Annotated in this window: 30 protein-coding genes and 1 pseudogene; 23 read left to right on the top strand and 8 right to left on the bottom strand. The window is 52.4% G+C overall.

Annotation, left to right across the window (positions count from 1 at the left end; translation table 11 throughout):
• From AC4PR2_RS25460 to AC4PR2_RS25430, 7 genes are all read right to left on the bottom strand, one after another.
• Nucleotides 1-323: transposase zinc-binding domain-containing protein (locus AC4PR2_RS25460; RefSeq protein ID WP_492175643.1), on the bottom strand; the 323-nt coding region annotated here is incomplete at its 3' end.
• Between the two features lie 129 nt (nucleotides 324-452).
• Nucleotides 453-629 carry a hypothetical protein gene (locus tag AC4PR2_RS25455; RefSeq protein ID WP_168166355.1) on the bottom strand — a complete coding sequence of 59 codons (177 nt, stop codon included), beginning with the start codon at nucleotides 627-629 and terminating at the stop codon, nucleotides 453-455.
• A 41-nt stretch (nucleotides 630-670) separates the two neighbouring features.
• Entirely contained in the window at nucleotides 671-1,171 is a 501-nt protein-coding gene (locus tag AC4PR2_RS25450) for a siphovirus Gp157 family protein (RefSeq protein ID WP_197751865.1), read from the bottom strand.
• Nucleotides 1,168-3,324, bottom strand: coding sequence for a phage-associated endonuclease (locus AC4PR2_RS25445; protein WP_492175642.1), 2,157 nt, complete (start codon nucleotides 3,322-3,324; stop codon nucleotides 1,168-1,170). The genes AC4PR2_RS25450 and AC4PR2_RS25445 overlap by 4 nt, the downstream gene beginning before the upstream one ends.
• 51 nt (nucleotides 3,325-3,375) lie before the next feature.
• Nucleotides 3,376-3,654 (bottom strand): hypothetical protein, encoded by a 279-nt coding sequence (locus AC4PR2_RS25440; RefSeq protein ID WP_492175641.1) that lies wholly within the window; start codon nucleotides 3,652-3,654, stop codon nucleotides 3,376-3,378.
• Between the two features lie 10 nt (nucleotides 3,655-3,664).
• Nucleotides 3,665-3,982: a hypothetical protein gene (locus AC4PR2_RS25435; RefSeq protein WP_060435313.1), complete on the bottom strand. Its 318-nt coding sequence runs from the start codon at nucleotides 3,980-3,982 to the stop codon at nucleotides 3,665-3,667.
• A 513-nt stretch (nucleotides 3,983-4,495) separates the two neighbouring features.
• Entirely contained in the window at nucleotides 4,496-4,897 is a 402-nt protein-coding gene (locus AC4PR2_RS25430) for a helix-turn-helix domain-containing protein (RefSeq protein WP_492175640.1), read from the bottom strand.
• A gap of 78 nt (nucleotides 4,898-4,975) precedes the next feature.
• Between AC4PR2_RS25430 and AC4PR2_RS25425 the strand changes: the two genes are divergently transcribed.
• From AC4PR2_RS25425 to AC4PR2_RS25325, 21 genes are all read left to right on the top strand, one after another.
• Nucleotides 4,976-5,176, top strand: coding sequence for a Cro/CI family transcriptional regulator (locus AC4PR2_RS25425; RefSeq protein ID WP_492175639.1), 201 nt, complete (start codon nucleotides 4,976-4,978; stop codon nucleotides 5,174-5,176).
• A 60-nt stretch (nucleotides 5,177-5,236) separates the two neighbouring features.
• Nucleotides 5,237-5,689 (top strand): toxin YdaT family protein, encoded by a 453-nt coding sequence (locus AC4PR2_RS25420; protein ID WP_492175638.1) that lies wholly within the window; start codon nucleotides 5,237-5,239, stop codon nucleotides 5,687-5,689.
• Nucleotides 5,690-5,713: 24 nt separating this feature from the next.
• Entirely contained in the window at nucleotides 5,714-5,938 is a 225-nt protein-coding gene (locus AC4PR2_RS25415) for a hypothetical protein (RefSeq protein WP_079451884.1), read from the top strand.
• A 2-nt stretch (nucleotides 5,939-5,940) separates the two neighbouring features.
• A complete protein-coding gene (locus AC4PR2_RS25410; protein WP_492175637.1) occupies nucleotides 5,941-6,678 on the top strand; it encodes a helix-turn-helix domain-containing protein in 738 nt (245 codons plus the stop codon).
• Complete coding sequence (locus AC4PR2_RS25405; protein ID WP_492175636.1) at nucleotides 6,668-8,083, top strand: DnaB-like helicase C-terminal domain-containing protein; 1,416 nt, start codon at nucleotides 6,668-6,670, stop codon at nucleotides 8,081-8,083. The genes AC4PR2_RS25410 and AC4PR2_RS25405 overlap by 11 nt, the downstream gene beginning before the upstream one ends.
• Before the next feature lie 44 nt (nucleotides 8,084-8,127).
• Nucleotides 8,128-8,550: a hypothetical protein gene (locus AC4PR2_RS25400; protein WP_492175635.1), complete on the top strand. Its 423-nt coding sequence runs from the start codon at nucleotides 8,128-8,130 to the stop codon at nucleotides 8,548-8,550.
• A 3-nt stretch (nucleotides 8,551-8,553) separates the two neighbouring features.
• On the top strand, nucleotides 8,554-8,799 hold the full coding sequence (locus tag AC4PR2_RS25395; RefSeq protein WP_492175634.1) for a hypothetical protein: 246 nt from the start codon (nucleotides 8,554-8,556) through the stop codon (nucleotides 8,797-8,799).
• A 91-nt stretch (nucleotides 8,800-8,890) separates the two neighbouring features.
• Nucleotides 8,891-10,510, top strand: a complete 1,620-nt coding sequence (locus AC4PR2_RS25390) for a hypothetical protein (protein WP_492175633.1) — start codon at nucleotides 8,891-8,893, stop codon at nucleotides 10,508-10,510.
• A 69-nt stretch (nucleotides 10,511-10,579) separates the two neighbouring features.
• The gene (locus AC4PR2_RS25385) at nucleotides 10,580-11,470 is read left to right on the top strand and encodes a DNA adenine methylase (RefSeq protein WP_492175632.1); all 891 of its coding nucleotides are present in this window, start codon (nucleotides 10,580-10,582) and stop codon (nucleotides 11,468-11,470) included.
• A 129-nt stretch (nucleotides 11,471-11,599) separates the two neighbouring features.
• Nucleotides 11,600-11,791 carry a hypothetical protein gene (locus AC4PR2_RS25380; RefSeq protein ID WP_492175631.1) on the top strand — a complete coding sequence of 64 codons (192 nt, stop codon included), beginning with the start codon at nucleotides 11,600-11,602 and terminating at the stop codon, nucleotides 11,789-11,791.
• A gap of 70 nt (nucleotides 11,792-11,861) precedes the next feature.
• Complete coding sequence (locus AC4PR2_RS25375; protein WP_197801528.1) at nucleotides 11,862-12,455, top strand: DUF1367 family protein; 594 nt, start codon at nucleotides 11,862-11,864, stop codon at nucleotides 12,453-12,455.
• Nucleotides 12,452-12,736: a DUF1364 domain-containing protein gene (locus AC4PR2_RS25370; RefSeq protein ID WP_103682088.1), complete on the top strand. Its 285-nt coding sequence runs from the start codon at nucleotides 12,452-12,454 to the stop codon at nucleotides 12,734-12,736. The genes AC4PR2_RS25375 and AC4PR2_RS25370 overlap by 4 nt, the downstream gene beginning before the upstream one ends.
• The gene (locus tag AC4PR2_RS25365; protein WP_492175630.1) at nucleotides 12,733-13,293 is read left to right on the top strand and encodes a DUF1133 family protein; all 561 of its coding nucleotides are present in this window, start codon (nucleotides 12,733-12,735) and stop codon (nucleotides 13,291-13,293) included. The genes AC4PR2_RS25370 and AC4PR2_RS25365 overlap by 4 nt, the downstream gene beginning before the upstream one ends.
• 127 nt (nucleotides 13,294-13,420) lie before the next feature.
• A complete protein-coding gene (locus AC4PR2_RS25360; RefSeq protein WP_197801526.1) occupies nucleotides 13,421-14,095 on the top strand; it encodes a hypothetical protein in 675 nt (224 codons plus the stop codon).
• Between the two features lie 170 nt (nucleotides 14,096-14,265).
• Nucleotides 14,266-14,985: a Mom family adenine methylcarbamoylation protein gene (locus AC4PR2_RS25355; protein WP_197801525.1), complete on the top strand. Its 720-nt coding sequence runs from the start codon at nucleotides 14,266-14,268 to the stop codon at nucleotides 14,983-14,985.
• A 78-nt stretch (nucleotides 14,986-15,063) separates the two neighbouring features.
• Nucleotides 15,064-15,318, top strand: coding sequence for a phage holin (locus tag AC4PR2_RS25350; RefSeq protein ID WP_197798316.1), 255 nt, complete (start codon nucleotides 15,064-15,066; stop codon nucleotides 15,316-15,318).
• A complete protein-coding gene (locus AC4PR2_RS25345; protein ID WP_261464148.1) occupies nucleotides 15,318-15,848 on the top strand; it encodes a lysozyme in 531 nt (176 codons plus the stop codon). Before AC4PR2_RS25350 ends, AC4PR2_RS25345 begins: the two co-directional genes overlap by 1 nt.
• A complete protein-coding gene (locus AC4PR2_RS25340) occupies nucleotides 15,845-16,228 on the top strand; it encodes a DUF2570 family protein (protein ID WP_492175629.1) in 384 nt (127 codons plus the stop codon). Before AC4PR2_RS25345 ends, AC4PR2_RS25340 begins: the two co-directional genes overlap by 4 nt.
• Nucleotides 16,119-16,385, top strand: coding sequence for an Rz1-like lysis system protein LysC (lysC, locus tag AC4PR2_RS25335; RefSeq protein WP_219230208.1), 267 nt, complete (start codon nucleotides 16,119-16,121; stop codon nucleotides 16,383-16,385). The genes AC4PR2_RS25340 and lysC overlap by 110 nt, the downstream gene beginning before the upstream one ends.
• Nucleotides 16,386-16,468: 83 nt before the next feature.
• The gene (locus tag AC4PR2_RS25330) at nucleotides 16,469-16,798 is read left to right on the top strand and encodes a TonB family protein (RefSeq protein ID WP_197769986.1); all 330 of its coding nucleotides are present in this window, start codon (nucleotides 16,469-16,471) and stop codon (nucleotides 16,796-16,798) included.
• Between the two features lie 146 nt (nucleotides 16,799-16,944).
• Nucleotides 16,945-17,967 (top strand): terminase small subunit, encoded by a 1,023-nt coding sequence (locus AC4PR2_RS25325; RefSeq protein WP_492175644.1) that lies wholly within the window; start codon nucleotides 16,945-16,947, stop codon nucleotides 17,965-17,967.
• Between the two features lie 40 nt (nucleotides 17,968-18,007).
• On the opposite strand, the gene AC4PR2_RS25320 is transcribed toward AC4PR2_RS25325, so the two are convergent.
• Nucleotides 18,008-18,217, bottom strand: coding sequence for a HEAT repeat domain-containing protein (locus AC4PR2_RS25320; protein WP_492175627.1), 210 nt, complete (start codon nucleotides 18,215-18,217; stop codon nucleotides 18,008-18,010).
• 75 nt (nucleotides 18,218-18,292) lie between these two features.
• On the opposite strand from AC4PR2_RS25320, the gene AC4PR2_RS25315 reads away from it, so the two are divergent.
• Nucleotides 18,293-19,912, top strand: a complete 1,620-nt coding sequence (locus AC4PR2_RS25315; protein ID WP_492175626.1) for a TerL protein — start codon at nucleotides 18,293-18,295, stop codon at nucleotides 19,910-19,912.
• A pseudogene (locus AC4PR2_RS25310) lies at nucleotides 19,912-20,120 on the top strand (DUF1073 domain-containing protein); the annotation flags it as partial. The gene AC4PR2_RS25315 and the pseudogene AC4PR2_RS25310, both read left to right, overlap by 1 nt.

Here is a 20,120-nt window from a genome sequence, read left to right as displayed (position 1 = left end):
AAGTGCGGCATGGTGAAGGTGATGTGTTGCCAGTCGCAGTCGGGCAGGATGTGCTGCTGCTCGGCAATCCACTGTTCGGTGCCTTTTAGGCCACAGCTGCTACAGGCCTTGGACTTGCAGGTCTGGCAGAGAAAGCGAGAGTGTGTGCAGTCAGGCGAGCTGCAGCAATAGCGTCGCACACCCATGGCGCAGGTACCGCAGGCAAGCATGCGCTCGACGGAGAGTTTGGTCCAGTCGCTGAGTTGATGACCATTTTTCTCGAGGAAGCGTTCCCAGCCTTCATCGTGCTGGAACAGGAGCTTTGCGGGGCGCGGTATGTACATGAAAGGCAGTATAAAATACGGCGATGAGGGTGGAAAGGACTTCGGCTGCGCAGCAGACGAGCTCACGCCGTAGGCGTGCTACCGTTCCCCGTTGTGTGGTTTCCAACAATGCAAACATGGCGGGGGTGGTTATTTCTGATTAGGCGTAATTGGTTTTTTAAAGGCTTCTTTCTCGCGTGTCAGGCGTACAGATTGCGGGAAGTGGAAAGCCAGCTCGCCGCGGCTCTCGGCCTCAATGATTCCGGTGGTACCGTCAGGGAAGGTCACGTGCACCGCATCGCCTTTGGCCAGGTACATTCTCAGCATGTGAGATCCTCAGTATTGGCCCCGTCGCCGGGGCCGGATGATTAACGCACCTGCAGCGACGGTTCGCCGATTTCGATATGCGCGCCTTTGACTTCCACGCCGTTCTCGATTGCCTCTTTGATGGCTTTCTTGTCCGGCGCTACCACCGTTTGCACCGTCACCAGTTCATCAGGCAGCAGGTCGGCATTGTCGACCACCACGCTCGCGGATCCTTTGCGCGCAGTGAAGGTGTTCGCCGTGGTTTTAATGGATCCCTGACCGCTGGCCAACAGACACGCCAGCACATACTTGCGGATCGACTTTGCGCGGTTCTCGAATGACTTTTTACGGTCGGTCAGGCGTTTGATTTCCGCCGCCAGAGTGTCGGCTTGCCCCTCAATATTGCGAACGTGAATAAAGGCGGCGTCCAGTTTGTCACCCAGCGCTCCCTCAATGCCTTCCAGTGTGTCGGCGATCATCTCCGGCGTCAGATCGTCGGAGGCTTCGATCAGTTCGTGAAACTTGGCGTAATCAGCGGCCAGTGCAATGGCGGTAGTGCTCATGATGCTTTCTCCTCGGTCAGTGCGGCGATGCGTTCATCTTTCAGGGCGGTCAGTCGGCGCAGTCGGCCGGCCAGGTATTGGGCAAACTCTTTATCGCCTTTTCCGTCGGCGGCCTTGCGATGGGCTTCAATCTCACGGGCGACAGAACCGTGAACCTTGGTTGCTTCAGTCGCCGTAACCGCGCCTTTGAGGGTCTCGGCCACTTTCGCCAGATGCTTGTCCAGCTCTTCACGCATACGGGTTACGCCTTCGGCTTTCTCGCTGGCGTTCTTGAGCGCGAATTCTGCATCGTTCTCTTGGCGGTAGGTCAGATCGTCGTACAGGCCGAGGAACACGTCGGCGGAGAAGCCGAGTTGTGACAGGGCTTTTTTGGTGGCGTCTGTAAGAGACTTTTTCGGGGCTTCACCATCGCTGAGTGGACCGTTTTTGCTCTTGTAAACGTATGGCGTGCAGCCATAAGCGATCACCTCGCCAGTCTGACCGCTGTGCTTGTACCACAGGCGGAATTTCACAGTGTGGTTTACCTCACACAGATAACCGCCGGCGCCGTTCGGAATGATCTCTTGAATAAAGCTCCCGTCCTGCTGCTTCACCGATCGCATGATTGGAGCGCCGTTATCGAAACGCTCTTCGATGATTTCTACACCCCAGTTAATGCCCTGTGGCCCGAATACTTTGGTGGCCTGCATCACCATGTATGTGCCGTTGATCGATGTGCCGCCGCCGTTATTGCTGAATGCCTTGGTAAACTTGGCATCGGTCTTATAAACGCGGTTCCAGATTCCGAGGTTGTCGCCATCCTCCGCCGATTGCTCAGCGATTACCTGCTCAACCTGCGCAGCGCGCTGCTGGAAATCGTCGGCTTTCAGCTGCTGCGCCAGTGCTTCTGCGCGGTCGGCGTTTTCTTCTGCCTGCTGCAGTTGCGGGGATTTCTCCGCTGGTGCGTTGGCGTAAACGCCATAACCCATCTGATCCAGTTGCTGCTTGGCTTGCGCCGCTGCTGCGTCGGTAACTTGCTGCTGCGCCACTTCCGTTTTTTCACCTTGATTTGAGGCGGCAGATTGCGCCGGGCCGGTCTCCGCATGCTGCTGCTCACCGCTGCCGATCAGGCCGTCGATTGAAAAGCGGCCGCCGCCAAGGTTGGCCACCTCGACCGGCTTCTCGTCGTCCTTGCCATAGTCCGTCAGCTCGGCGCATGCAGGGTGGCCAGCAAGACGGGATTTCACAAAGTGCAGGCGTTCGGCGTCGTCGCTGATCAGCTTCAGGTTTTTCAGTCCATCGGAAATGATGCCGTGGCGCACGTCGGTTTCGACGTTGAGAATGCCGACGATCACACGCAGCGTTTTGTCCCACGCGCGCCAGGCGTTATCGCGGTTGGCGATAATCTCTTTGGCGTTCTTCACGTCAGCCGCTTTCGCTTCAGCAGGATTAACGCCCATGATCGATAACGCCGTGTGCATGCTCAACGTGTTGTAGTCGACCGCGCCGCCGGTATTATCGGTGCTGGTGCTGGTGCTGGTGCTGGTGCTGTTCTGCTTGAGGTTTTCGCGATCGTCAGGCTTGTCGACCCAGGCCTGCGCGAATGCGGTGGTGGCTTCTTCGGTCGGCATGGCAGTAGTGTTTTGGAACAGTGCTGAAACCAATTTGTAGACGGATGCGGGGTACATGGCGCCGACAGCGGGAACTGATACAAGCCCGTCGATCACCGCGCGCATGCCGGTATCATCTGGCGTTTCCTCGTCATTGAGCAAATCCACAACCAGCGATAACTGGCTATCATCGATCTCGGCATCACCGTACATCACAACGGCGGCGATCCGAACGTTGGCAGGCTGCGCCATCAGGTCGATAGGGCCGGCCGGCACTTCCGGCTCTGGCTCTTTTGGCGTCCACGCGTTGCCGTCGAACACGTTCTCAGCGGCAAACTTTTCATCGAATTGGCCAATAACCGGGCGAGGGTGCCCGGTCTGATCTTCCACGGTTTTCGCCCCGAAAAAGTTATCAACGCTTTCAGGATATTTTTCGTAAAGCTTGCCGATCGCGATACCCTCGGCCGCTTTCTTGTTCGGCGCATCAAGCGCGATCACCAGCGCCACCGCGCCGTTAACCAGAGCCTTTTTCTTCGGCTCAAAAAGTGAAATGTAGATAGGCATTTTTGGTCTTTCCTCTGTTAAAAATCGGCGCTGGTCAGGCGCCGGGGTGGGTTAAAACTTCTCGCGTGCTACGGCTGTCACGTTGTCGCAATACCAGCTGTAAAGCTCACGCTGGCGCTGCTGCAGGGTGTCAGGCGTCGCCATCATTACTGCCATCAGCAGGCGGTCGCGGGTGTCGGCGGCGGTGCCGTCGATGTGGGTGAACACCTCGATCGCTTCGTCGGAATAGCCGTGCGTCGCGGCGGCTTCGAATTGGTCGCGCTGCCCGGCATCATCATGGAGTTGCCATAGCGCCAGCTCGGCGCTCAGGTTGTGGGTTTCGATATCCATGGCCACGCCCTCAGTACGGGAGTTCGTCGGCGTCGACAGGGCAGTGCTCAATGCAAAGCAGCTGCTGTACCTGATCGTCGATCTCGGCAATGCGTTTGTAAGTGGCGTCGGCCAGACGGGCTTTTTCCAGTTGCAACGCTTCAACCTGTTTCCCGATGATGTCGATCGGTTCAGGCTGGTTAACGTCGATGTGGATTGTGCGGGTTTCCAGCAGCACGTATTCCGGGTACTGAGACATGTCCATGGTGAACACAGAGATTTTCTCTTGCGTGTACTGGCTAACGTTCGCGTGGATAAACAGCGTGACGGGTATCTGTAGTGCTTTCATAGCGACTCCTGATATACTGCTTACTGATCAGTAGCGTAAGCAGCTGGTCTTTCCTCTGCGTAGGGTTGGTCCCCTACGCAACCTGATGATTGGGTTGGTCCCCTTTCATCCATCTCCCCGAGATGTAAACTCGGGGTAATCAGCCCGCCTTGTGCGGGCTTTTTACTGCCTAAAATTAGGTGCCGGTCTTTCCCGGCCGTCAGGGCTGGTTAGGCCCGCTGGTCTTTCCTCGATTGCCGCGTTAAAAAAATGCCCCGAGGCTCGGGGCCAAATCTCACACAGCATGGTCTTTCTGGTTGTGGTGGCCGAGAACAACGCCCCGAAGTTACGACCACCACGTTTAAATTCTTTGCCGCGTATCGCCCGGCTGGCGGAACATTTCTGAACAACCGCTGCAGGGTTAGTGCGCTGTTGATGGGAATTAGCTTAACTAAAGGTAAGTTATAGGTCAATAAAATAACTTGCAAAAAGTTAAGCTTTTGCATTTTGCGGTATAACTAATTGATGTTTAGTTTATTTTTTCTTTGAGTTTTTTCTTGCGGTCAAAAGTTCTTCAAAAAGAGCGTTGAAGTCGTTGACCTTGGCCTCGAGATCAGCGAGGTGGCGATCTTTCTCTGATTCAGGAAGAGAATCAAATAGTTCGATGAGCTTGGCTTGTCGTTCGTCAAGCTCTACCGGCAACTGCTCGGCAGGAAGTGGGGTTTGATCTTCATCACCATAAAGCAACCAGGTAGGAGTACAGCGAAGAGCCTTAGACAATAGAAAAAGGTTTTTGCCTTTCGGTTCAGTGTCTCCGTTCTCCCATTTAAAAACTGTGACGTGAGAAACCTTCACAGCGTCAGCCAGTCGCTGCTGTGAAATGTCCAGTTCTGTCCTGCGCATCTTCATGCGGTCGCTTAATGAGGTCATTTTCATCCAGTTACTATAAATTAATTTGACTTAGCTTTTGTTAAGTTGTAATTTTCAAACAAATGTTAATCACAGGAGGCAAGAATGCTTACTGAAGACGCAGTTAAATTCTTCGGAAATAAAACCAAACTCGCTGAAGCCGCAGGCGTTTCGCAGGCTTCAGTATCGCGCTGGGGGAAGCAAATTCCCGAGCGACGTGCTGCTCGTTTAGATCGCTTAACTGATGGTGAGCTGTCTTACAACCCTGCGGCATACCAGCAACCGAAACCAACGGATGCAGCTTAACAACCAACCCCACCAAAATCTGATTATGCGTAATCGGGTTCGAGCGACAGGAGACGCGAAGTGGAAAACATCGAAAAACTGAAAAACGAGATCGTGAGCTGGGCGGCAGAGCAGGGGCAGGAACACGTTGCTATCGAGATCACCCGCGCATGGTTCCAGCTCGGCGCTGACGGTGGCCGGGTTCGGCTGTATCCGATCGAGGATGAAACCGGCGCCGCGGACTGGCGGGCGATCAACACCAACCGGCAGGCGATATTTCGCCACATGCGCAGCGAGTCGAAAGCCGCGCGTGAGAAGGTGCTGGAACTGGCCGACGCCATGCTAGCCGCACTGCCGGCCGAACGGCGCGCCCGGTTGGCCGGCCCGACTCAGCAGTATTTGCTTTCGGTGGCCATCCGTGAATTTGCCGCCGCGATTATCGCAATCCTGCTAGGTGCCTGTGACACGCCGCAGCGCATTGCCGGCGCACTTGTCGCCCTGCAGGAAACCCAGCGCCTGACCAGCGCCGCGTAAAAACTTTGTACCGAGGAAAGACCAATGCTCAATTCAATCGACCGCATCACCTGGCGGAACGGCTACAAGCTGAACGGTGCGCCAGCGCACCGGGAAGAGATCGAGCCAATTTTTGAAGGCCGGCGCGCTGCTGCGCTGTCGGTCTGGGAACAATACGAGCAGAGCAAGGCCGCGCTGCGCCAACTCAATTTATCGCCGGAGCAGTACCAGGACGCGTGCCGCCAGATAGCGGATGCGCTGGGGATCTGATCATGAGCATGGAACTGATGGTGCGGGCCATGAAAATCAAAGTCGGCAACCCGCTGCGCAAATTGGTGCTGCTGAAACTGGCCGACAATGCCAACGATCAGGGGGAGTGCTGGCCGGCGGTTCAGTACATCGCTGAGCAGTGCGAAATCTCCAAGCGCTCCGCCCAAAATCACATTCAGCAGCTGGTCAAAGACGGTCTGGTGCGTATCGAAGAGCGCAAAGCCGAGAACGGCTTGAACCGCTCAAATATCTATCACTTAGTGCTGGGTGGGTATGGTGCAAATGCTGCACCCTATGGTGCAAATCCTGCATCCATGGGTGCATCTGCTGCAGGGGGGGAGGGTGCAGGAGCTGCACCCAGAATCAGTCATTCTTTTGAATCAGTCAATGAACCTATTGTTGGTGGATCAGCTGGCGCTGATCACCCAGAACAGCCGCAGGCCGATCGGATGGATTATCAAAAAATCCTCGAAACCTATCACGCCAAGCTACCGGAAATGCCATCGGTTCAAATCCTGACAGACGCACGCAAGCGCACGCTGCGCAGCTTCTGGAAGAAATTTAAATTCACGGAAACCCGCTGGGAGCTGTACCTGCAGTTTATCGCCGATAACTGCCGGTGGATGCTGGAAGACCGACCGAACGGCCGCGGTGGCCAATGGCGCCGCAAAAACTTCGACTACCTGATCACCGAGCGCTGCTATGTCGCCGTGAAAGAGGGCCGCGCCGATGATCGATAACCTGCCGGCCGCACCGTACAACATCGACCTGGAGCAGGCCATTCTCGGCAGCCTGATGCACAACACTGAGCACGACAGGGCGGCGGCTGTGTTCGGCCTGCTGAAACCGGAATCGTTCTACCTGGCGGCGCACCGGATAATTTTCACCGAGCTGCGCGCGTTGGTGAACGCCAGCCGACCGACTGACCTGATTACCCTGAGCGATTCGCTCGAGAGCAAGGGCGTACTGGAGCAAGTAGGTGGGTTCGCGTACCTGGCGGAAACCGGCAGGAATACCAGCGTCCCGGCGATGGTCAGCTATGCGCATGCCGTGCGAGAGAAAGCCGTTCTCCGCTACGCGCTGGAGAAGCTTTACGCCTGCGTTGAGCTGGTTGGCGCCAACAACGGCATGGACGCGGCGAACAAGCTGGTCAGCGTGCAGCAGATGATTACCGCCGTATCCGACCATGCGAAAACCGGCAAACGCGGCGGCCTGCGCGTGGCAGGGGAAGTGATCGGCGAATGGGTGGATGAAATGGATCGCCGCTTCCAAGACCCGGACAGCGCCGCCGGCCTGACGTTGGGGATCGAGAGCCTCGACCGGCTGATGCACCCGAAACAGGTACTGCGTGGCGCGCTGGTTGTGGTGGGTGCCCGCCCGAAGATGGGCAAAACAGCGCTGTACAACAAAATCAGCGCGCACTTTGCACTGAACCACCGGCTGCCGACACTCGTTTTCAGCCTGGAAATGACCGATCGGGGAATCATCGAGCGGATGGTTGCCCAAGAGGCCCGCGTGAAGTCGGAAATTTTCTACGTTGGCGCCCACGACGACAGCGACATGGCGCGCGCCATGGCCAAAGCTGCCGAGCTGGCCGAGTCGAACCTGATGATCGACAGCACGCCGGGCGTGACGCTGGCGCACATCGTGGCGGAGTGCCGCAAAGTGAAGCGCCAGCGCGGCACGGTGGGGCTGGTGGCGATCGACTACCTGACCCTGATGAAAGCCGAGGAAGCCGAGCGCCGCGATATTGCGTATGGCGATATCACCACTGGCCTGAAAAATCTGGCCAAAGAATTGGATTGCCCGGTGCTGCTGCTGACCCAGCTGAACCGCAAACTCGAAGACCGTGCCGACAAGCGCCCGGTGCCGAGCGACAGTAAGGACACAGGCCAGATCGAGCAGGATTGCGACGTGTGGATCGGCCTGTACCGCGAGGCCGTATACACCAAAGGCGCAGACCCGCAGCTGATGGAAGTGATTTTGCGCCTGAACCGCGAGGGCGCTACTGGCACCGCGTATGCGCTGCTGGAAAACGGATATATCCGAGACATAACCGACGAGGAGGCCGCGCGCCGGGCGCAAACCGGGCAAGCGAGAGAGCGGCGCTACGCCGACAAGAACGAAGCGACAAAGAGTTTTTAACCGGCGCCTGACCAGCGCTTGAACGACCAAAACGAGGAAAGACCATGAGCACTATCAACGAAATGATCCGCGATAAGCGGTTTGTGATGGATGACGGCTGTGATCACCTGCCGGCCATCATGGACAGAATCAACCAGGCGGCCCGCGCCCGTTCCCGCGCGCCGTACTGCCCACCGCCAAAACCCCAACGCGTCGCCCGGCCGGCAGCCGAGTCCGGCCCGATCGTAAAAATCGGTGACCGCATCAGCTACGGCCGCCGGGTGATGACCGGTATCTACGAGCTGCAGCGCCTGGGGCGCTCTCCTGAAAGCATCGCGCTGATGCTCCGCATGCCCCTCGATCGGGTGTTGCACATCCTGAAGCCTATAACGGCCGTACGCCGCGAAATCATGAAAAGCGTGGCAAGTGGGTTACCCCCACGTGAGAAAGACGTCATGCGCCGTCTGGCGGCCGAATCGAGGGCATAAACCATGGCCGGGCAATCGGACTATCTACCGCCCGGCCTGCCATTCAATCGAGGCAGCTGGACGCTGGAACAGCGCGATTTAGAGCAGTTCGACCTGCGCGCCTGTGGCCTGGTACGCGATTTATTCGCGCGGAAGATCACCCGCACTAGGGTGCTGGTGGCGATTGAAGAGGCGCCGGAGCAATACCGGGAACATTTCAGAGCACGCCTGAATTACTGGCGTGATCGCAGAGAGGGGAAGGGGCTGTGACATATTTGAACGATTGGGTAATCTTCAACTAGCGGGCTATTTAGTAAATCACTTCAAATAATAGCAGTGAAATAAATTACTGAGATTATTATTGCAATTGGCATTATTTGGTGTGGTGTATGTTTATAAAAACAGTATTGTAGTGATTCATGACTTTAACTTAATATTATCATTGGAGATGTTTGATTTTTTAGGCTTAGACTTGTCGGTTTATATCTTGACGAAAGGGACTGAAATGAAAAGAAATATCCAAGAAATACAAATTTCAAATTTAAAATTAGACTTGGAAAATGTTAGATTTGGTCAGGATACGGCTAGTAGTCAACATGAAGCCATAGCATTAATGATGAGCTCAGATATTGAAGCAAGAAAAATACTAAAGCTGGCTGAGCACATTTCTACTTATGGACTCGATCCGACGGAATTACAGCTTGTTTATCAAGATGTCGATAAAAAATATATTGTAATAGAAGGAAATAGAAGATTAACCGCACTTAAGTTGATTTTCACTCCAGATGCTTGCCCTATTGACAAAATGGTGAGGGATTTTAGGAAGGTACATGAGAATACTAACCTAGACTCAATAAGTAGTATTGATTGTGGCGTTGTTAATTCTCGTGAAGATGGCGCAATCTGGCTGGAACTAAAACATACAGGCGAAAATGGAGGTGTTGGTCGCGTAGGTTGGAAAGGTGATATTATCGATGATTATAGAGCTCGACAAGGAACATCTGAATCTGTAGGGCGTCAAATTAGGCAGTTTGTCAACGATAACGAAGAGTTCACAGATGAAGTAAAAGATGGCGTAAATCAAATCCCTGTTACTTCACTGAGTCGATTGTTCTCTAGCAAGCCTGGCCAAGATGCATTTCAATTGAAAATAGTTAGTAAAAAGCTAACACCTATGGTTGATATTAAATTTATTGTCCCAGCTCTTGAATATGCCATTTGCCTTTTTGTTCAAGATGGTATGAACGTTGACGATATTTATAACGACCAGGATAGAAAAGACTTCATATCAAGAATACCAGAGAATATATTACCTCTTTCACTAAAAGAGAAGGCCGATAAGTCTGGAGCTGGAGCTGGAGCTGGAGCTGGAGCTGGAGCTGGAGCTGGAGCTGGAGCTGGAGCTGGAGCTGGAGCTGAAGCCGGAGCTGAAGCCGGAGCTGAAGCCGGAGCTGAAGCCGGAGCTGGTGGTTTAGATGGCGAGAAGGATGAACCCAAGGTGCGCCCGCGTCCGCCGAGTACAGCGAGAAAGTACTTAATTAACTATCCGTTGAGCATTAATCAACCAAGAGTGAATGAAATATACAGAGACTTAAAATCTAGGTTGCTAGTGGATAAAGTTCCAAATTCTGCTGCTATTGTTTTTCGAGTTTTTCTTGAGCTGAGTTGTAATCATTATATAAGTTCACAAAAGATATCCGGCTCGCCAGTGTTGAGGAGTGATAACAAGAAGGAGTTGAGTCTGGCTGACTCAAATCTTTCATTGAAAATACAAAGTGTTGCCATGGACCTAGAATCGAAAGGGATCTGGGGGAAAGGACAATCAAGAGCCATTTGCAAGAGAGCCGCTGGCAGGGATACTTTGGGGTCAGTAGATCACTTTAATGAATTTGTTCACAGTACGACCAGTTCACCAATCCCGTCGGAACTTAAGATCGTAGCTGAAGATTACAAGCCACTGATTGTGGCGATTTGGGCATAGGTCGGAGATGGCCAACTGGCATTTTTTGTGTTCTAATAGCGTTAAAGTCGAAAGTTCAGGGAGATGCCAGTGGCTGGAAAAGAGTTCTTCACTCCGTTAAGATATCCTGGTGGTAAGGGGAAGTTTTCTAGATTTATCAAGGATATAATTAAAAGGAACAATCTCCTTGATGGTCACTATGTAGAGCCATATGCAGGTGGTGCAGGGGTGGCTTTAGAGTTATTATGCACTGAATATGTGTCTACTATCCATATCAACGATGCTGACCCAGCTATATATTCCTTTTGGGTATCTGTATTGGATCACACAGATGATCTATGCCAGATGATTCGCTCTGTGAGTGTAAACATAGATAGTTGGTATAAACAAAAAGAAATTATTTCCTCAACTGAAAAACATAGCGTCTTAGAGGTTGGTTTTGCTGCATTCTTTTTAAATAGAGTGAATAGATCTGGTATATTAAAAGCTGGTGTTATCGGTGGAAAAAAACAATTAGGGAAATGGAAGTTAGATGCTAGGTATAATAAAGAGGATTTGATAAAAAGAATAAAAAAGATCTCCTCTTTTCGAGATAGGATTAAGGTCTACAACTTAGATGCAGTTGAGTTATTAACTAAAATTGTACCTGACTTGCCTAGCAATTGCTTGATATATCTAGATCCACCATACTATGTAAACGGTGCGGTATTATATCGTAATTTTTATACGCACAATGATCACGTTGAAATTTGTGATGTATTATCAAATGTTAATCATCCTTGGATTGTTTCATACGATAACGTTTCTGAAATAAAAAATATTTATCAAGGTTACAAACAAGATGAGTATTTTCTCAGTTATACTGCCCAAGTCAAGAAGAAAGGATCGGAGGTAATGATTTACGGGCCAGGTCTTATTGGTACAAAGTTCGAAAGCAACGTAGAGAATCATAATTTAGACGTTGCTGATATTGAAGCATAACTAAAAATTTTTATATATCAAGCTTTGTGCTTACAGCATTGGTTGGTAAATCACACAACGACAAATGCTGTCTGAATATATAGTAATTTGATTAAATATTGGTGAGTTCCAATAAACAGAGATAATTACTTGATTGATATTTCAGATGTTTTTTATGATTTGCCCGATACTGGAAGAGTAGTTCTTACCTGCGATAATGGCAGTATAACTAGTGCTCGGGTTGTTAAGGAAAACGAGCACATAGCATCACTTAACGCGTTGATTGATTTGGCAAAATCCGCAGGTTATTCAGTTGTTAGACCTGATGGAAACGCGCTATAATTAACGGGCTGGACTGAACACCCAGCCCGTTCGAATTCTGAGCAACTGCTGCGCTACTGGAGAACATTCAATGGCGCAGTATTCGTACATCAAAGCAGCAGGTGATCTACTGGTACCCGCGACCCGGGATGCCAGAGATTTTCTGCGATCCAAAAAAGTCGGCTCTGTTTTATACGCCGATTTCAAACAGGCCCGAAACCCGGCATTTCACCGCAAGCTGTTCTCGTTGCTGAATCTCGGCTTCGACTACTGGCAGCCGACTGGTGGCGCCATATCCCCCGCAGACAAAGCGCTTGTGAATGGGTATGTAAAATTCCTCGCATATTACGCCGGCGGTGAAGATGCGTTGCAGGCCGCCGCCGATGAATATCTTGCGGATATAGCAGAAAAGCGAGCCGAGAATATCAGCGCCGCAAAGTCATTCGAAGCTTTCCGGGCATGGGTAACTATTCAGGCGGGCTTCTACACCAAATTTAGCATGCCTGACGGAACCACTCGTAATGAGCCAAAGTCGATCTCGTTCGCCAAAATGGACGACATCGAATTCAGCGAATTTTACAAAGCCGTCCTTGATGTGCTCTGGAACTACATCCTGTTTCGCACTTTCCCCGATCAACAGTCTGCAGAAAACGCTGCAGCCCAGCTGATGGGGTACACGTCATGAGCAAATTAACCAAAGAGGCTCGCGGTCGAGAATGCCAGGTGCGAATCCCCGGCGTATGCAATTTCAACCCAGAAACCACTGTGTTGGCGCATTACCGGTTGGCCGGAACCTGTGGTACTGCAATAAAACCAGACGACACGCAGGCCGCGTGGGCCTGCAGCGCCTGCCACGATGAAGTAGACCACCGCACGCGCTTTATCGACGCGAACGATGCCCGACTGATGCACGCCGAAGGCGTCATGCGCACGCAAGAAATTTTGAGAAAGGAAGGAAAGCTATGATCTACCCCGACAACATCGGTAAAGGCGACGGCAAAGAGCTGCATTTGCGTGTATTGGAGCGCGTTTGGATACAAGGCCGGCTGAAAATGTGGGGCCGGTGGTCAGGGATGGAAAGTTTCGGCAGGGCCGGCAACATGTTCAACCGACTACTGACGAGCAACAAGATGACAAAAGCGGCGATCACCCAGGCGCTCAATCAGTTGAAAAAGGCGGGATGTGAGCAGGAAGAATTGCGCCAGTACCTGCTCGACATTTTGGAGGGGAAGCAAAAAAGCAGCCTGGCATTTTGCACTGATTCGGAGGCGGCGATTATGGATCGGGTGATCGGTGCCGTTCTGCTGGATTACCCAGGGCTGAAATTTATCATTCAGCAGCGCTATATCGGGAAAGGAAAAAGCCTGAAGGAGATGGCCGCAGATCTGCATGATTATCGCCCTGATTGGTGCATGCGCACCTGCGAGACGCGCGTCGCGGTGTGGGTGAAAACGGCGGAATTCATGCTTTACAGTCCGATGAGTGATGCATTTGAGATGAATAGCGAGCGATTTTATCGTTGACTTTGCGCGGAAAATGATTAAATTGGAGTAAGCTTCGCGAAGTTGTATCCGCAGCGATAAATTAAAAAGAAACCCGCCATTGTGCGGGTTTTTTGCTAAAATAACCTCCTTTAAAATGGAGGGCATCATGGATTGGCAAGGTATTCCGTTTAAATTTTTCGGTGAAGATCCTTTACAACAAGCATTTTTAAGTGTTAGTCACCTTCCGAATATAATTGTGAAAACTGATTTTGCGCTTGATACTTTTTTATCAGGTTTAGTTGCTGGTTTTATACCTGCTGCTGTTGCCATTTGGGCGATGGTCACGAATGCAAAAAACATTCGAGATGAACGATTGCACCAAGAAAAATTATCCAGCACAACAATTACCAAGCAAATTGTATCTGCATCTCGTCAAGTTTGGATCAACGACCTTAGAGAATCCACAGCGAAATTCATTGGTATGGCAACTGGATTGATTAATTGTCTTAACAGCATGGTTGACGAATATAATCCTAATGATAATGCTTCTAGCCTATATATGAAATTATACGAAGAACATAGGATCGCAATGAGCGAACTTGGGTTGCTAAAGTCGAAAATTGAGTTGTTGCTAAATCCTGAGGAAGAAAGGTCCCAGAGAGTTAGTGACGCACTCGATAAACTTAGAGAATTCTTATTAAAAGATCGAGAACCCGATGAGGATATTGATTTTGACGAGCTCACGCCCCACATGGAAAAGCTAAAAGAATGCATTTATGCTGTTATTAAACATGAATGGAAAAAAATATCCGTTGTAGAGAGTGAGACGGTGGGGAGTTAAGGCTTATGTTTAAGATGGCAATTCCTTCTCTTTAAGATTATTTTCTGTATCAGAATTTAGTTATTTCTAAACGTATGCTTAGATGGGCGCCCCGGGGAGTTGCCGCTCCCCGAGGCAGCATGCCCGCGTCAACAGTCACGAGCACACCCCTCTATTGGAGTGCCGAGACATTGAAAAATCATTCAAATGCTGTTGTGTCACGCGCCAGCGGAAAGCCGGCGCCGATCGTCTACGCTGGCGAAACCGTCGGTTATGGATGTGACGATCTCCACGTTGCAACGATCCCGGTTTGGCTTGCCCGCCTGGTGATCAGCCATTTTCACTACAGCAAGCGCGTAGTGAACAACTCCTATTTGCACCTGGGTATTTTTGACGGCCGCGAGCTGGTGGGCGTCATGCAGTGGGGCTACGCGATGAACCCGAGCAGCGGTGCGCGCGTCGTGACCGGCACCGGCAACCGCGAATACATGGAGTTAAACCGGCTCTGGGTGCATGACCGGATGCCGCGCAACACCGAATCGCGCGCAATCAGCTATGCGCTCAAAACTATCAAGTTGCTCTATCCCGCTGTGGATTGGGTGCAGACGTTTGCAGACGAGCGGTGCGGCCGGTTCGGCGTCGTGTATCAGGCGAGCAATTTCGATTACGTCGGCAGCCATCAAACGACGTTCTACGAGCTCGACGGAGAGTGGTATCACAAGATCGCCATGACGACGAAAGGGCGCAAGGCTGGCGCCCGTGGAAATTTCTTGCAGGCGAACGCACACCGCGCCACCGCCCACACATTTAATCAGTTCAGGTATATCCGCTTTCTGAACAAGCGGGCGCGCCGGCGGCTAAACACGAAGCTGTTCAGCCCGAAGCCATATCCCAAACCTGAATCACCATAGCGACCGCCTCCCGGCGGTTTTTCGCTTTTATCACCCGATGATCGGGGCATGCCCCGGCGAGGGGGAAGGATGAGATCCATGCCGGAAAAAATCGCAGATAGCGCCACGCATGGCGGCTGGTTGGTTGGCCTGCTGCTCGGGGCAATAAATTATTTTTCGCCCAGTGAGTGGATGGTGATCGGCATTTTTGTCGGCATCCTCAGTTCCGTTATTGGGTGCATCGTGGGTATTTGGTTCAGGTGCCGGCGAGAAAGGTTACTGAAAATGTACCTCATTGACCGCTCAAACAAGAACATTAACGCGCAAGACGTTGACCTGATAGGGGGCGAGTAGTGGCTTCGATAAAGACCAAACTTAGCGCCGCTATGCTGGCGTTGATTGCTGCCGGCGCATCGGCCCCGGTCATGATGTCGCAGTTTCAGGAAGAAAAAGAAGGACAGCGCCTGACTGCATACCAGGACGGAGTCGGCATCTGGACAATTTGCGGCGGCGTGACGATGGTCAACGGCCAGAAGGTTGTGAAGGGGCAGCGCCTGACCGCCGAACAGTGCAAGCAGATTGACGCTGCCGAGCAGAAAAAGGCGCTCGACTGGGTAGACCGCAACGTCAAGGTAACGCTGACCGAACCGCAGAAAGTCGGGATCGCCTCGTTCTGTCCATGGAACATCGGCCCCGGAAAGTGCTTCACTTCCACTTTTTACAAAAAGTTGAACGCCGGCGACCGTATTGGCGCCTGCCGCGAAATCCGCCGCTGGATATACGACGCTGGCCGAGATTGCCGCATCCGCTCGAATAACTGCTACGGGCAGATCGTACGGCGCGATCAGGAAGCCGAACTGGCTTGCTGGGGATTGGACAAATGAGCGCCTGGCTCTCAAAACTGGCCGGCGGGGGAATGTTGCTCCTGCTTGTGACGGCCATATGCCTGGGTGGTTACAGCTCGCTGTTGTCGCACCGGTTGGAGCTGGCACGCCAGCAGGTTGCAGAGCAGAAAAAGACGCTGGCGCAGCAGACAGGGCTAATCACCACACTGCGCGCGGATGACGCCCGTAATCGCGCAATGATGGCCGAACAGCAACGGAGAGAGCGGCAGCTGCGCCAGCAGGGCGAAAACTACCAGAGGAAATATCAGGATGCCATTAAAAATGACGAGTGCGCCCGCCGCACTGCTCCTGGTGCTGTTCTTGGCCTCCTGCGCGGAACGGACACCGCCGCCGGCGCCGCTCGTGCTGTTTCCCCCTGAATCGGTGTTCACGCCCTGCGAGGTGCCAACATTGCAGGGTGACACATGGGGCGACATTGGCAGCCATGCGCTGGCGCTGCAAACGGCTTTATTAATCTGCGCCGGCCAGGTGGAGACGCTCAACGCCTGGCGGCGAGCTACCACTAGATTAAAGTGATTGAATAACAATTGCGTGGTTATTGAAAATCATTATCATTTGTGAGGGGCGACTACTATACATTTTGTCAAAAGGATTTTGTCATGCTCAAGTTTTTATTAACCATACTAACGGTCTTCTCCCTCAACGCTTGTGTAGCTGAAGGGCCTAAACCGAAGCCTGTATCCAGAGTTAATCCTGTATACCCAATTTATGCTTATGACAATAAGATAGAGGGATATGCAAAAGTAAAATATGACGTTGATAAAGATGGAAAAATTAGTGAGATAAGAATCATAGAGTCAAGCCCTCGGGGTTTGTTCGATAATGCGCTTGTTATGGCGATGTCTAAGTGGCGGTTCGAAAAAAATAAACCATATAAGAACCTGGAGATTACCGTTCGTTTTAAAATGAGCAGCCCAATCTCCCAATGAGTGAGCCCGCTTCGGCGGGTTTTTTTATTGCCCATCACAGAGCATCTATCCAGGTGCTGCGTAATGCGCAAGCAAAGCCACAGGCGACACCCACCGATCACTCAGATCATGGTTGCCCGTGGCTTTTTTTATTCTCGGAGAACGTTATGTCACAACCGGAAGAAAGCTGCCTCGAGCGCGATTACTGTGCCGGTCAACTTTCTCTCCGCGACCTGGCAGAGATACACGGCATCAGTGAGGGGGCAATCAGGAAGCGCGCTAAAAAGCATGGCTGGGTACGCAAGGGAAAGAGCGGTACGCAAAAAGGTACGCAGGTACGCAAAAGCGGTACGCATAATGGAAAGGTGCGTACTAGTCCCAAAGCCAACATAGAAGCAGTCGCCTCGGATAATGACATCAATCCTTATGACGGTTATGGGGATGACGATACGCCAGGCCTAGACCCGCGCAAATACGGGTTAAACGATATGCAGTGGCGTTTCGTGAATGAGTACCTCATCGATCTGAACAGGACGGCTGCATACAAACGAGCGGGTGGAAAGGGCGAAGGCAACACGGCCTATGTCAGCGCCAGCCGCATGTATAGAAACGCTAAGGTGAACAGGGCAATCAGCGACGCGCTGGCTGCTCGCGAACGACGCACCCAGATAACGCAGGATGCTGTCCTAAGAATGTGGTGGGACATCGCCACGGCCGACGTCAACCAGATCACTGAGTACCGCCGGTTATGCTGCCGTTATTGCTGGGGCTTCGGCCACCAGTATCAGTGGATGGACGCTGTGGAGTACGAGGAGGCGGCGCTGAAGGCCAAGGCAGCGAATAAACCCGAGCCATCCGACAGAGGTGGTTACGGCTTTGATGCGATGCTGGATCCTAACCCTGAATGCCCTCGCTGCAATGGCGCAGGCGTTGGCCGCGCGCACTTCCACGACTCCCGAGATTTGACGGGCGCCGCCCGGCGGCTTTTCGCTGGCATTAAGGAGGGCAAGTTCGGGATTGAGGTGATCACCCGCAATCAAGATGACGCGCTGAAGATGGTGGCGCAGCACCTGGGCATGGTGAAAAACAAGACTGAGCTCAGTGGCCCAAATGGAGGCCCTGTAAAAACAGAAAGCGTCAACCTGACGCCGGAAGAAGCTGCAGAGGCCTATCGTAAGCTGATGGGGTAAAGCCGCCATCACATTGGCGGCATTATCCATAATATTAACTTTACTCCCCAGGGCGAGACATGCGACCCAAGGCTTTCGTAGCCGCTATTTTTACATCATTGTTTAAATCATTACTCAGTTCTAACAATCTTTCTGTAATGGCTGGCAGTGCAACACCACCCTCTCCAAGAGCGTAAATAGCTGCAATTTTAACCTGATTATTAAGGTCACGGGTTAATTCCAGAAGTCTGACACTAACATTCGGTAACATACATCCTCCACTGATTATTAAGAACAATTAATATGTTGTTTTAGTCAATGAAGTACAAGGTACATGGATCACGTTATGCCCATTCCATTCCCGTTCAACTTCAAAAAACCAGATTACACACAGGTGTTCGAATGGCGGATGGAGCGCCTGCAGCGCATCAGGGCTAATCCTGAATCGCTCCCAATCATGAAGGCCTTTTATAAGGACAACCCGGCCCAGTTCATCATTGATTGGGGAATGACGGTTGATCCGCGCAACGTCGAGCGGGGCTTACCGGCGCGCATCCCATTTCTGCTGTTCCCAAAGCAGGAGGAGTGGATCCAGTGGTTTGTAGAGCACTGGCGGGCATCAAAACCCGGCATCACGGAGAAAACCCGCGACATGGGCATGTCGTGGCTGACGGTAGGGATGGCTTCGTCGCTCTGCCTGTTTAACCGGGGCGTCTTCGCCGGCTTCGGCTCTCGCAAAGAAGAATACGTCGATAAAATCGGCTCACCGAAGTCTCTGTTCGACAAGGCTCGCAACTTTATCGGTTTGCTGCCGGTGGAGTTTCGCGGCGGCTGGAGTGCCAAACAGCACGCGCCGCACATGCGCATCCTGTTCCCGGAAACCGAATCAGCAATGACCGGTGAGGCCGGCGACGGCATCGGGCGTGGTGACCGCACCAGTTTCTACATCGTGGACGAATCTGCGTTCCTGGAGCGGCCTTCTCTGGTTGATGCTTCGCTATCTGCCACCACCAACTGCCGGCAGGACATTTCAACGCCGAACGGCATGGCCAACTCCTTCGCTGAGCGCCGTCATAGCGGCAAGATCGACGTGTTTACTTTCCACTGGCGTGATGACCCTCGCAAAGACCAGGCTTGGTACGACAAGCAGGTAGAGGAACTCGACGCGGTCACCGTGGCACAAGAAATCGACATCAACTACAGCGCATCCGTCGAGGGCGTGCTGATCCCGTCTGCATGGGTGCAGGCGGCGATCGACGCTCACATCGCGCTCGGCATCGAGCCAACGGGCGTGCGTATGGGGGCGTTGGATGTTGCCGATGAGGGCAAGGACACCAACGCCTTTACGTCCCGTCACGGCTTCCTCCTGGAGGATATCGACGAGTGGTCGGGGAAGGGCGACGACATTTTTGGGACCGTTCAGAAAGCTTTTAACATTTGCGATCAGCAACTGCTTGATCACTTCAGGTTTGACTCAGACGGTCTGGGGGCCGGGGCGCGCGGCGACGCACGGGTAATAAACGAAAACCGTGAAGCTGAGGACATACCGACAATTGTCGCTGTGCCATTCCGCGGTAGCGGCGCGGTATTCGATCCCGAAGGCGAGGCCGTTCGTGGCGATAACGGACGGCCAGCCCGCCTTAACAAGGACTTTTTCGCCAATGCCAAAGCACAGGGGTGGTGGTCACTGCGTACCCGGTTCCAAAAAACCTACCGCGCAGTGACTGAAGGGATGGAGTTTGATCCTGACGAAATTATTTCCATCTCTGGGACGATGAAAAAAAAGGACAAGCTGGTTATTGAATTATCCCAGCCCACTTACACGGTGAATGGTGTGGGGAAAATCGTGGTTGATAAAAAGCCTGACGGCACCAAATCACCGAACCTCGCAGACTCGGCAATGATCGCCTACGCCCCAATGGAAATGCCAATGCTCATTTCCGACGACTTTTTGGAGAGTATTTGATGTGGCCCTTTAAGCGAAAAAAAACGAGTGGCGAGGCGCCGCCAGTGCAGGAGGCGCCAAAATCGCCAGGGATTGCGATCAGCGACGAAATGCTCGCCGAGGTCGGACACAAAAAGCGGCGTGAGTTCGATAAATACGAACCGCCGGCCGGTGTTATCCCTGACGGTATCCGCAGTGCGATTCTTGCGATGGATGCAACGCCATACGA

Source organism: Serratia sp. A07 (genome assembly GCF_058725505.1).
This window is presented reverse-complemented; position numbering and strand designations above follow the sequence as displayed.

What these genes read in the sequence shown, in the direction of transcription:
- AC4PR2_RS25440 (WP_492175641.1), bottom strand. Translation starts at nt 3,654, where the DNA reads ATGGATATCGAAACCCACAACCTGAGCGCCGAGCTGGCGCTATGGCAA.
- AC4PR2_RS25425 (WP_492175639.1), top strand. Translation starts at nt 4,976, where the DNA reads ATGCTTACTGAAGACGCAGTTAAATTCTTCGGAAATAAAACCAAACTC.
- AC4PR2_RS25400 (WP_492175635.1), top strand. Translation starts at nt 8,128, where the DNA reads ATGAGCACTATCAACGAAATGATCCGCGATAAGCGGTTTGTGATGGAT.
- AC4PR2_RS25350 (WP_197798316.1), top strand. Translation starts at nt 15,064, where the DNA reads ATGCCGGAAAAAATCGCAGATAGCGCCACGCATGGCGGCTGGTTGGTT.
- AC4PR2_RS25370 (WP_103682088.1), top strand. Translation starts at nt 12,452, where the DNA reads ATGAGCAAATTAACCAAAGAGGCTCGCGGTCGAGAATGCCAGGTGCGA.
- AC4PR2_RS25395 (WP_492175634.1), top strand. Translation starts at nt 8,554, where the DNA reads ATGGCCGGGCAATCGGACTATCTACCGCCCGGCCTGCCATTCAATCGA.
- AC4PR2_RS25450 (WP_197751865.1), bottom strand. Translation starts at nt 1,171, where the DNA reads ATGAGCACTACCGCCATTGCACTGGCCGCTGATTACGCCAAGTTTCAC.
- AC4PR2_RS25410 (WP_492175637.1), top strand. Translation starts at nt 5,941, where the DNA reads ATGAGCATGGAACTGATGGTGCGGGCCATGAAAATCAAAGTCGGCAAC.
- AC4PR2_RS25415 (WP_079451884.1), top strand. Translation starts at nt 5,714, where the DNA reads ATGCTCAATTCAATCGACCGCATCACCTGGCGGAACGGCTACAAGCTG.
- AC4PR2_RS25365 (WP_492175630.1), top strand. Translation starts at nt 12,733, where the DNA reads ATGATCTACCCCGACAACATCGGTAAAGGCGACGGCAAAGAGCTGCAT.
- AC4PR2_RS25360 (WP_197801526.1), top strand. Translation starts at nt 13,421, where the DNA reads ATGGATTGGCAAGGTATTCCGTTTAAATTTTTCGGTGAAGATCCTTTA.
- AC4PR2_RS25455 (WP_168166355.1), bottom strand. Translation starts at nt 629, where the DNA reads ATGCTGAGAATGTACCTGGCCAAAGGCGATGCGGTGCACGTGACCTTC.
- AC4PR2_RS25330 (WP_197769986.1), top strand. Translation starts at nt 16,469, where the DNA reads ATGCTCAAGTTTTTATTAACCATACTAACGGTCTTCTCCCTCAACGCT.
- AC4PR2_RS25445 (WP_492175642.1), bottom strand. Translation starts at nt 3,324, where the DNA reads ATGCCTATCTACATTTCACTTTTTGAGCCGAAGAAAAAGGCTCTGGTT.
- AC4PR2_RS25435 (WP_060435313.1), bottom strand. Translation starts at nt 3,982, where the DNA reads ATGAAAGCACTACAGATACCCGTCACGCTGTTTATCCACGCGAACGTT.
- AC4PR2_RS25375 (WP_197801528.1), top strand. Translation starts at nt 11,862, where the DNA reads ATGGCGCAGTATTCGTACATCAAAGCAGCAGGTGATCTACTGGTACCC.
- lysC (WP_219230208.1), top strand. Translation starts at nt 16,119, where the DNA reads ATGCCATTAAAAATGACGAGTGCGCCCGCCGCACTGCTCCTGGTGCTG.
- AC4PR2_RS25315 (WP_492175626.1), top strand. Translation starts at nt 18,293, where the DNA reads ATGCCCATTCCATTCCCGTTCAACTTCAAAAAACCAGATTACACACAG.
- AC4PR2_RS25320 (WP_492175627.1), bottom strand. Translation starts at nt 18,217, where the DNA reads ATGTTACCGAATGTTAGTGTCAGACTTCTGGAATTAACCCGTGACCTT.
- AC4PR2_RS25405 (WP_492175636.1), top strand. Translation starts at nt 6,668, where the DNA reads ATGATCGATAACCTGCCGGCCGCACCGTACAACATCGACCTGGAGCAG.
- AC4PR2_RS25340 (WP_492175629.1), top strand. Translation starts at nt 15,845, where the DNA reads ATGAGCGCCTGGCTCTCAAAACTGGCCGGCGGGGGAATGTTGCTCCTG.
- AC4PR2_RS25430 (WP_492175640.1), bottom strand. Translation starts at nt 4,897, where the DNA reads ATGAAAATGACCTCATTAAGCGACCGCATGAAGATGCGCAGGACAGAA.
- AC4PR2_RS25325 (WP_492175644.1), top strand. Translation starts at nt 16,945, where the DNA reads ATGTCACAACCGGAAGAAAGCTGCCTCGAGCGCGATTACTGTGCCGGT.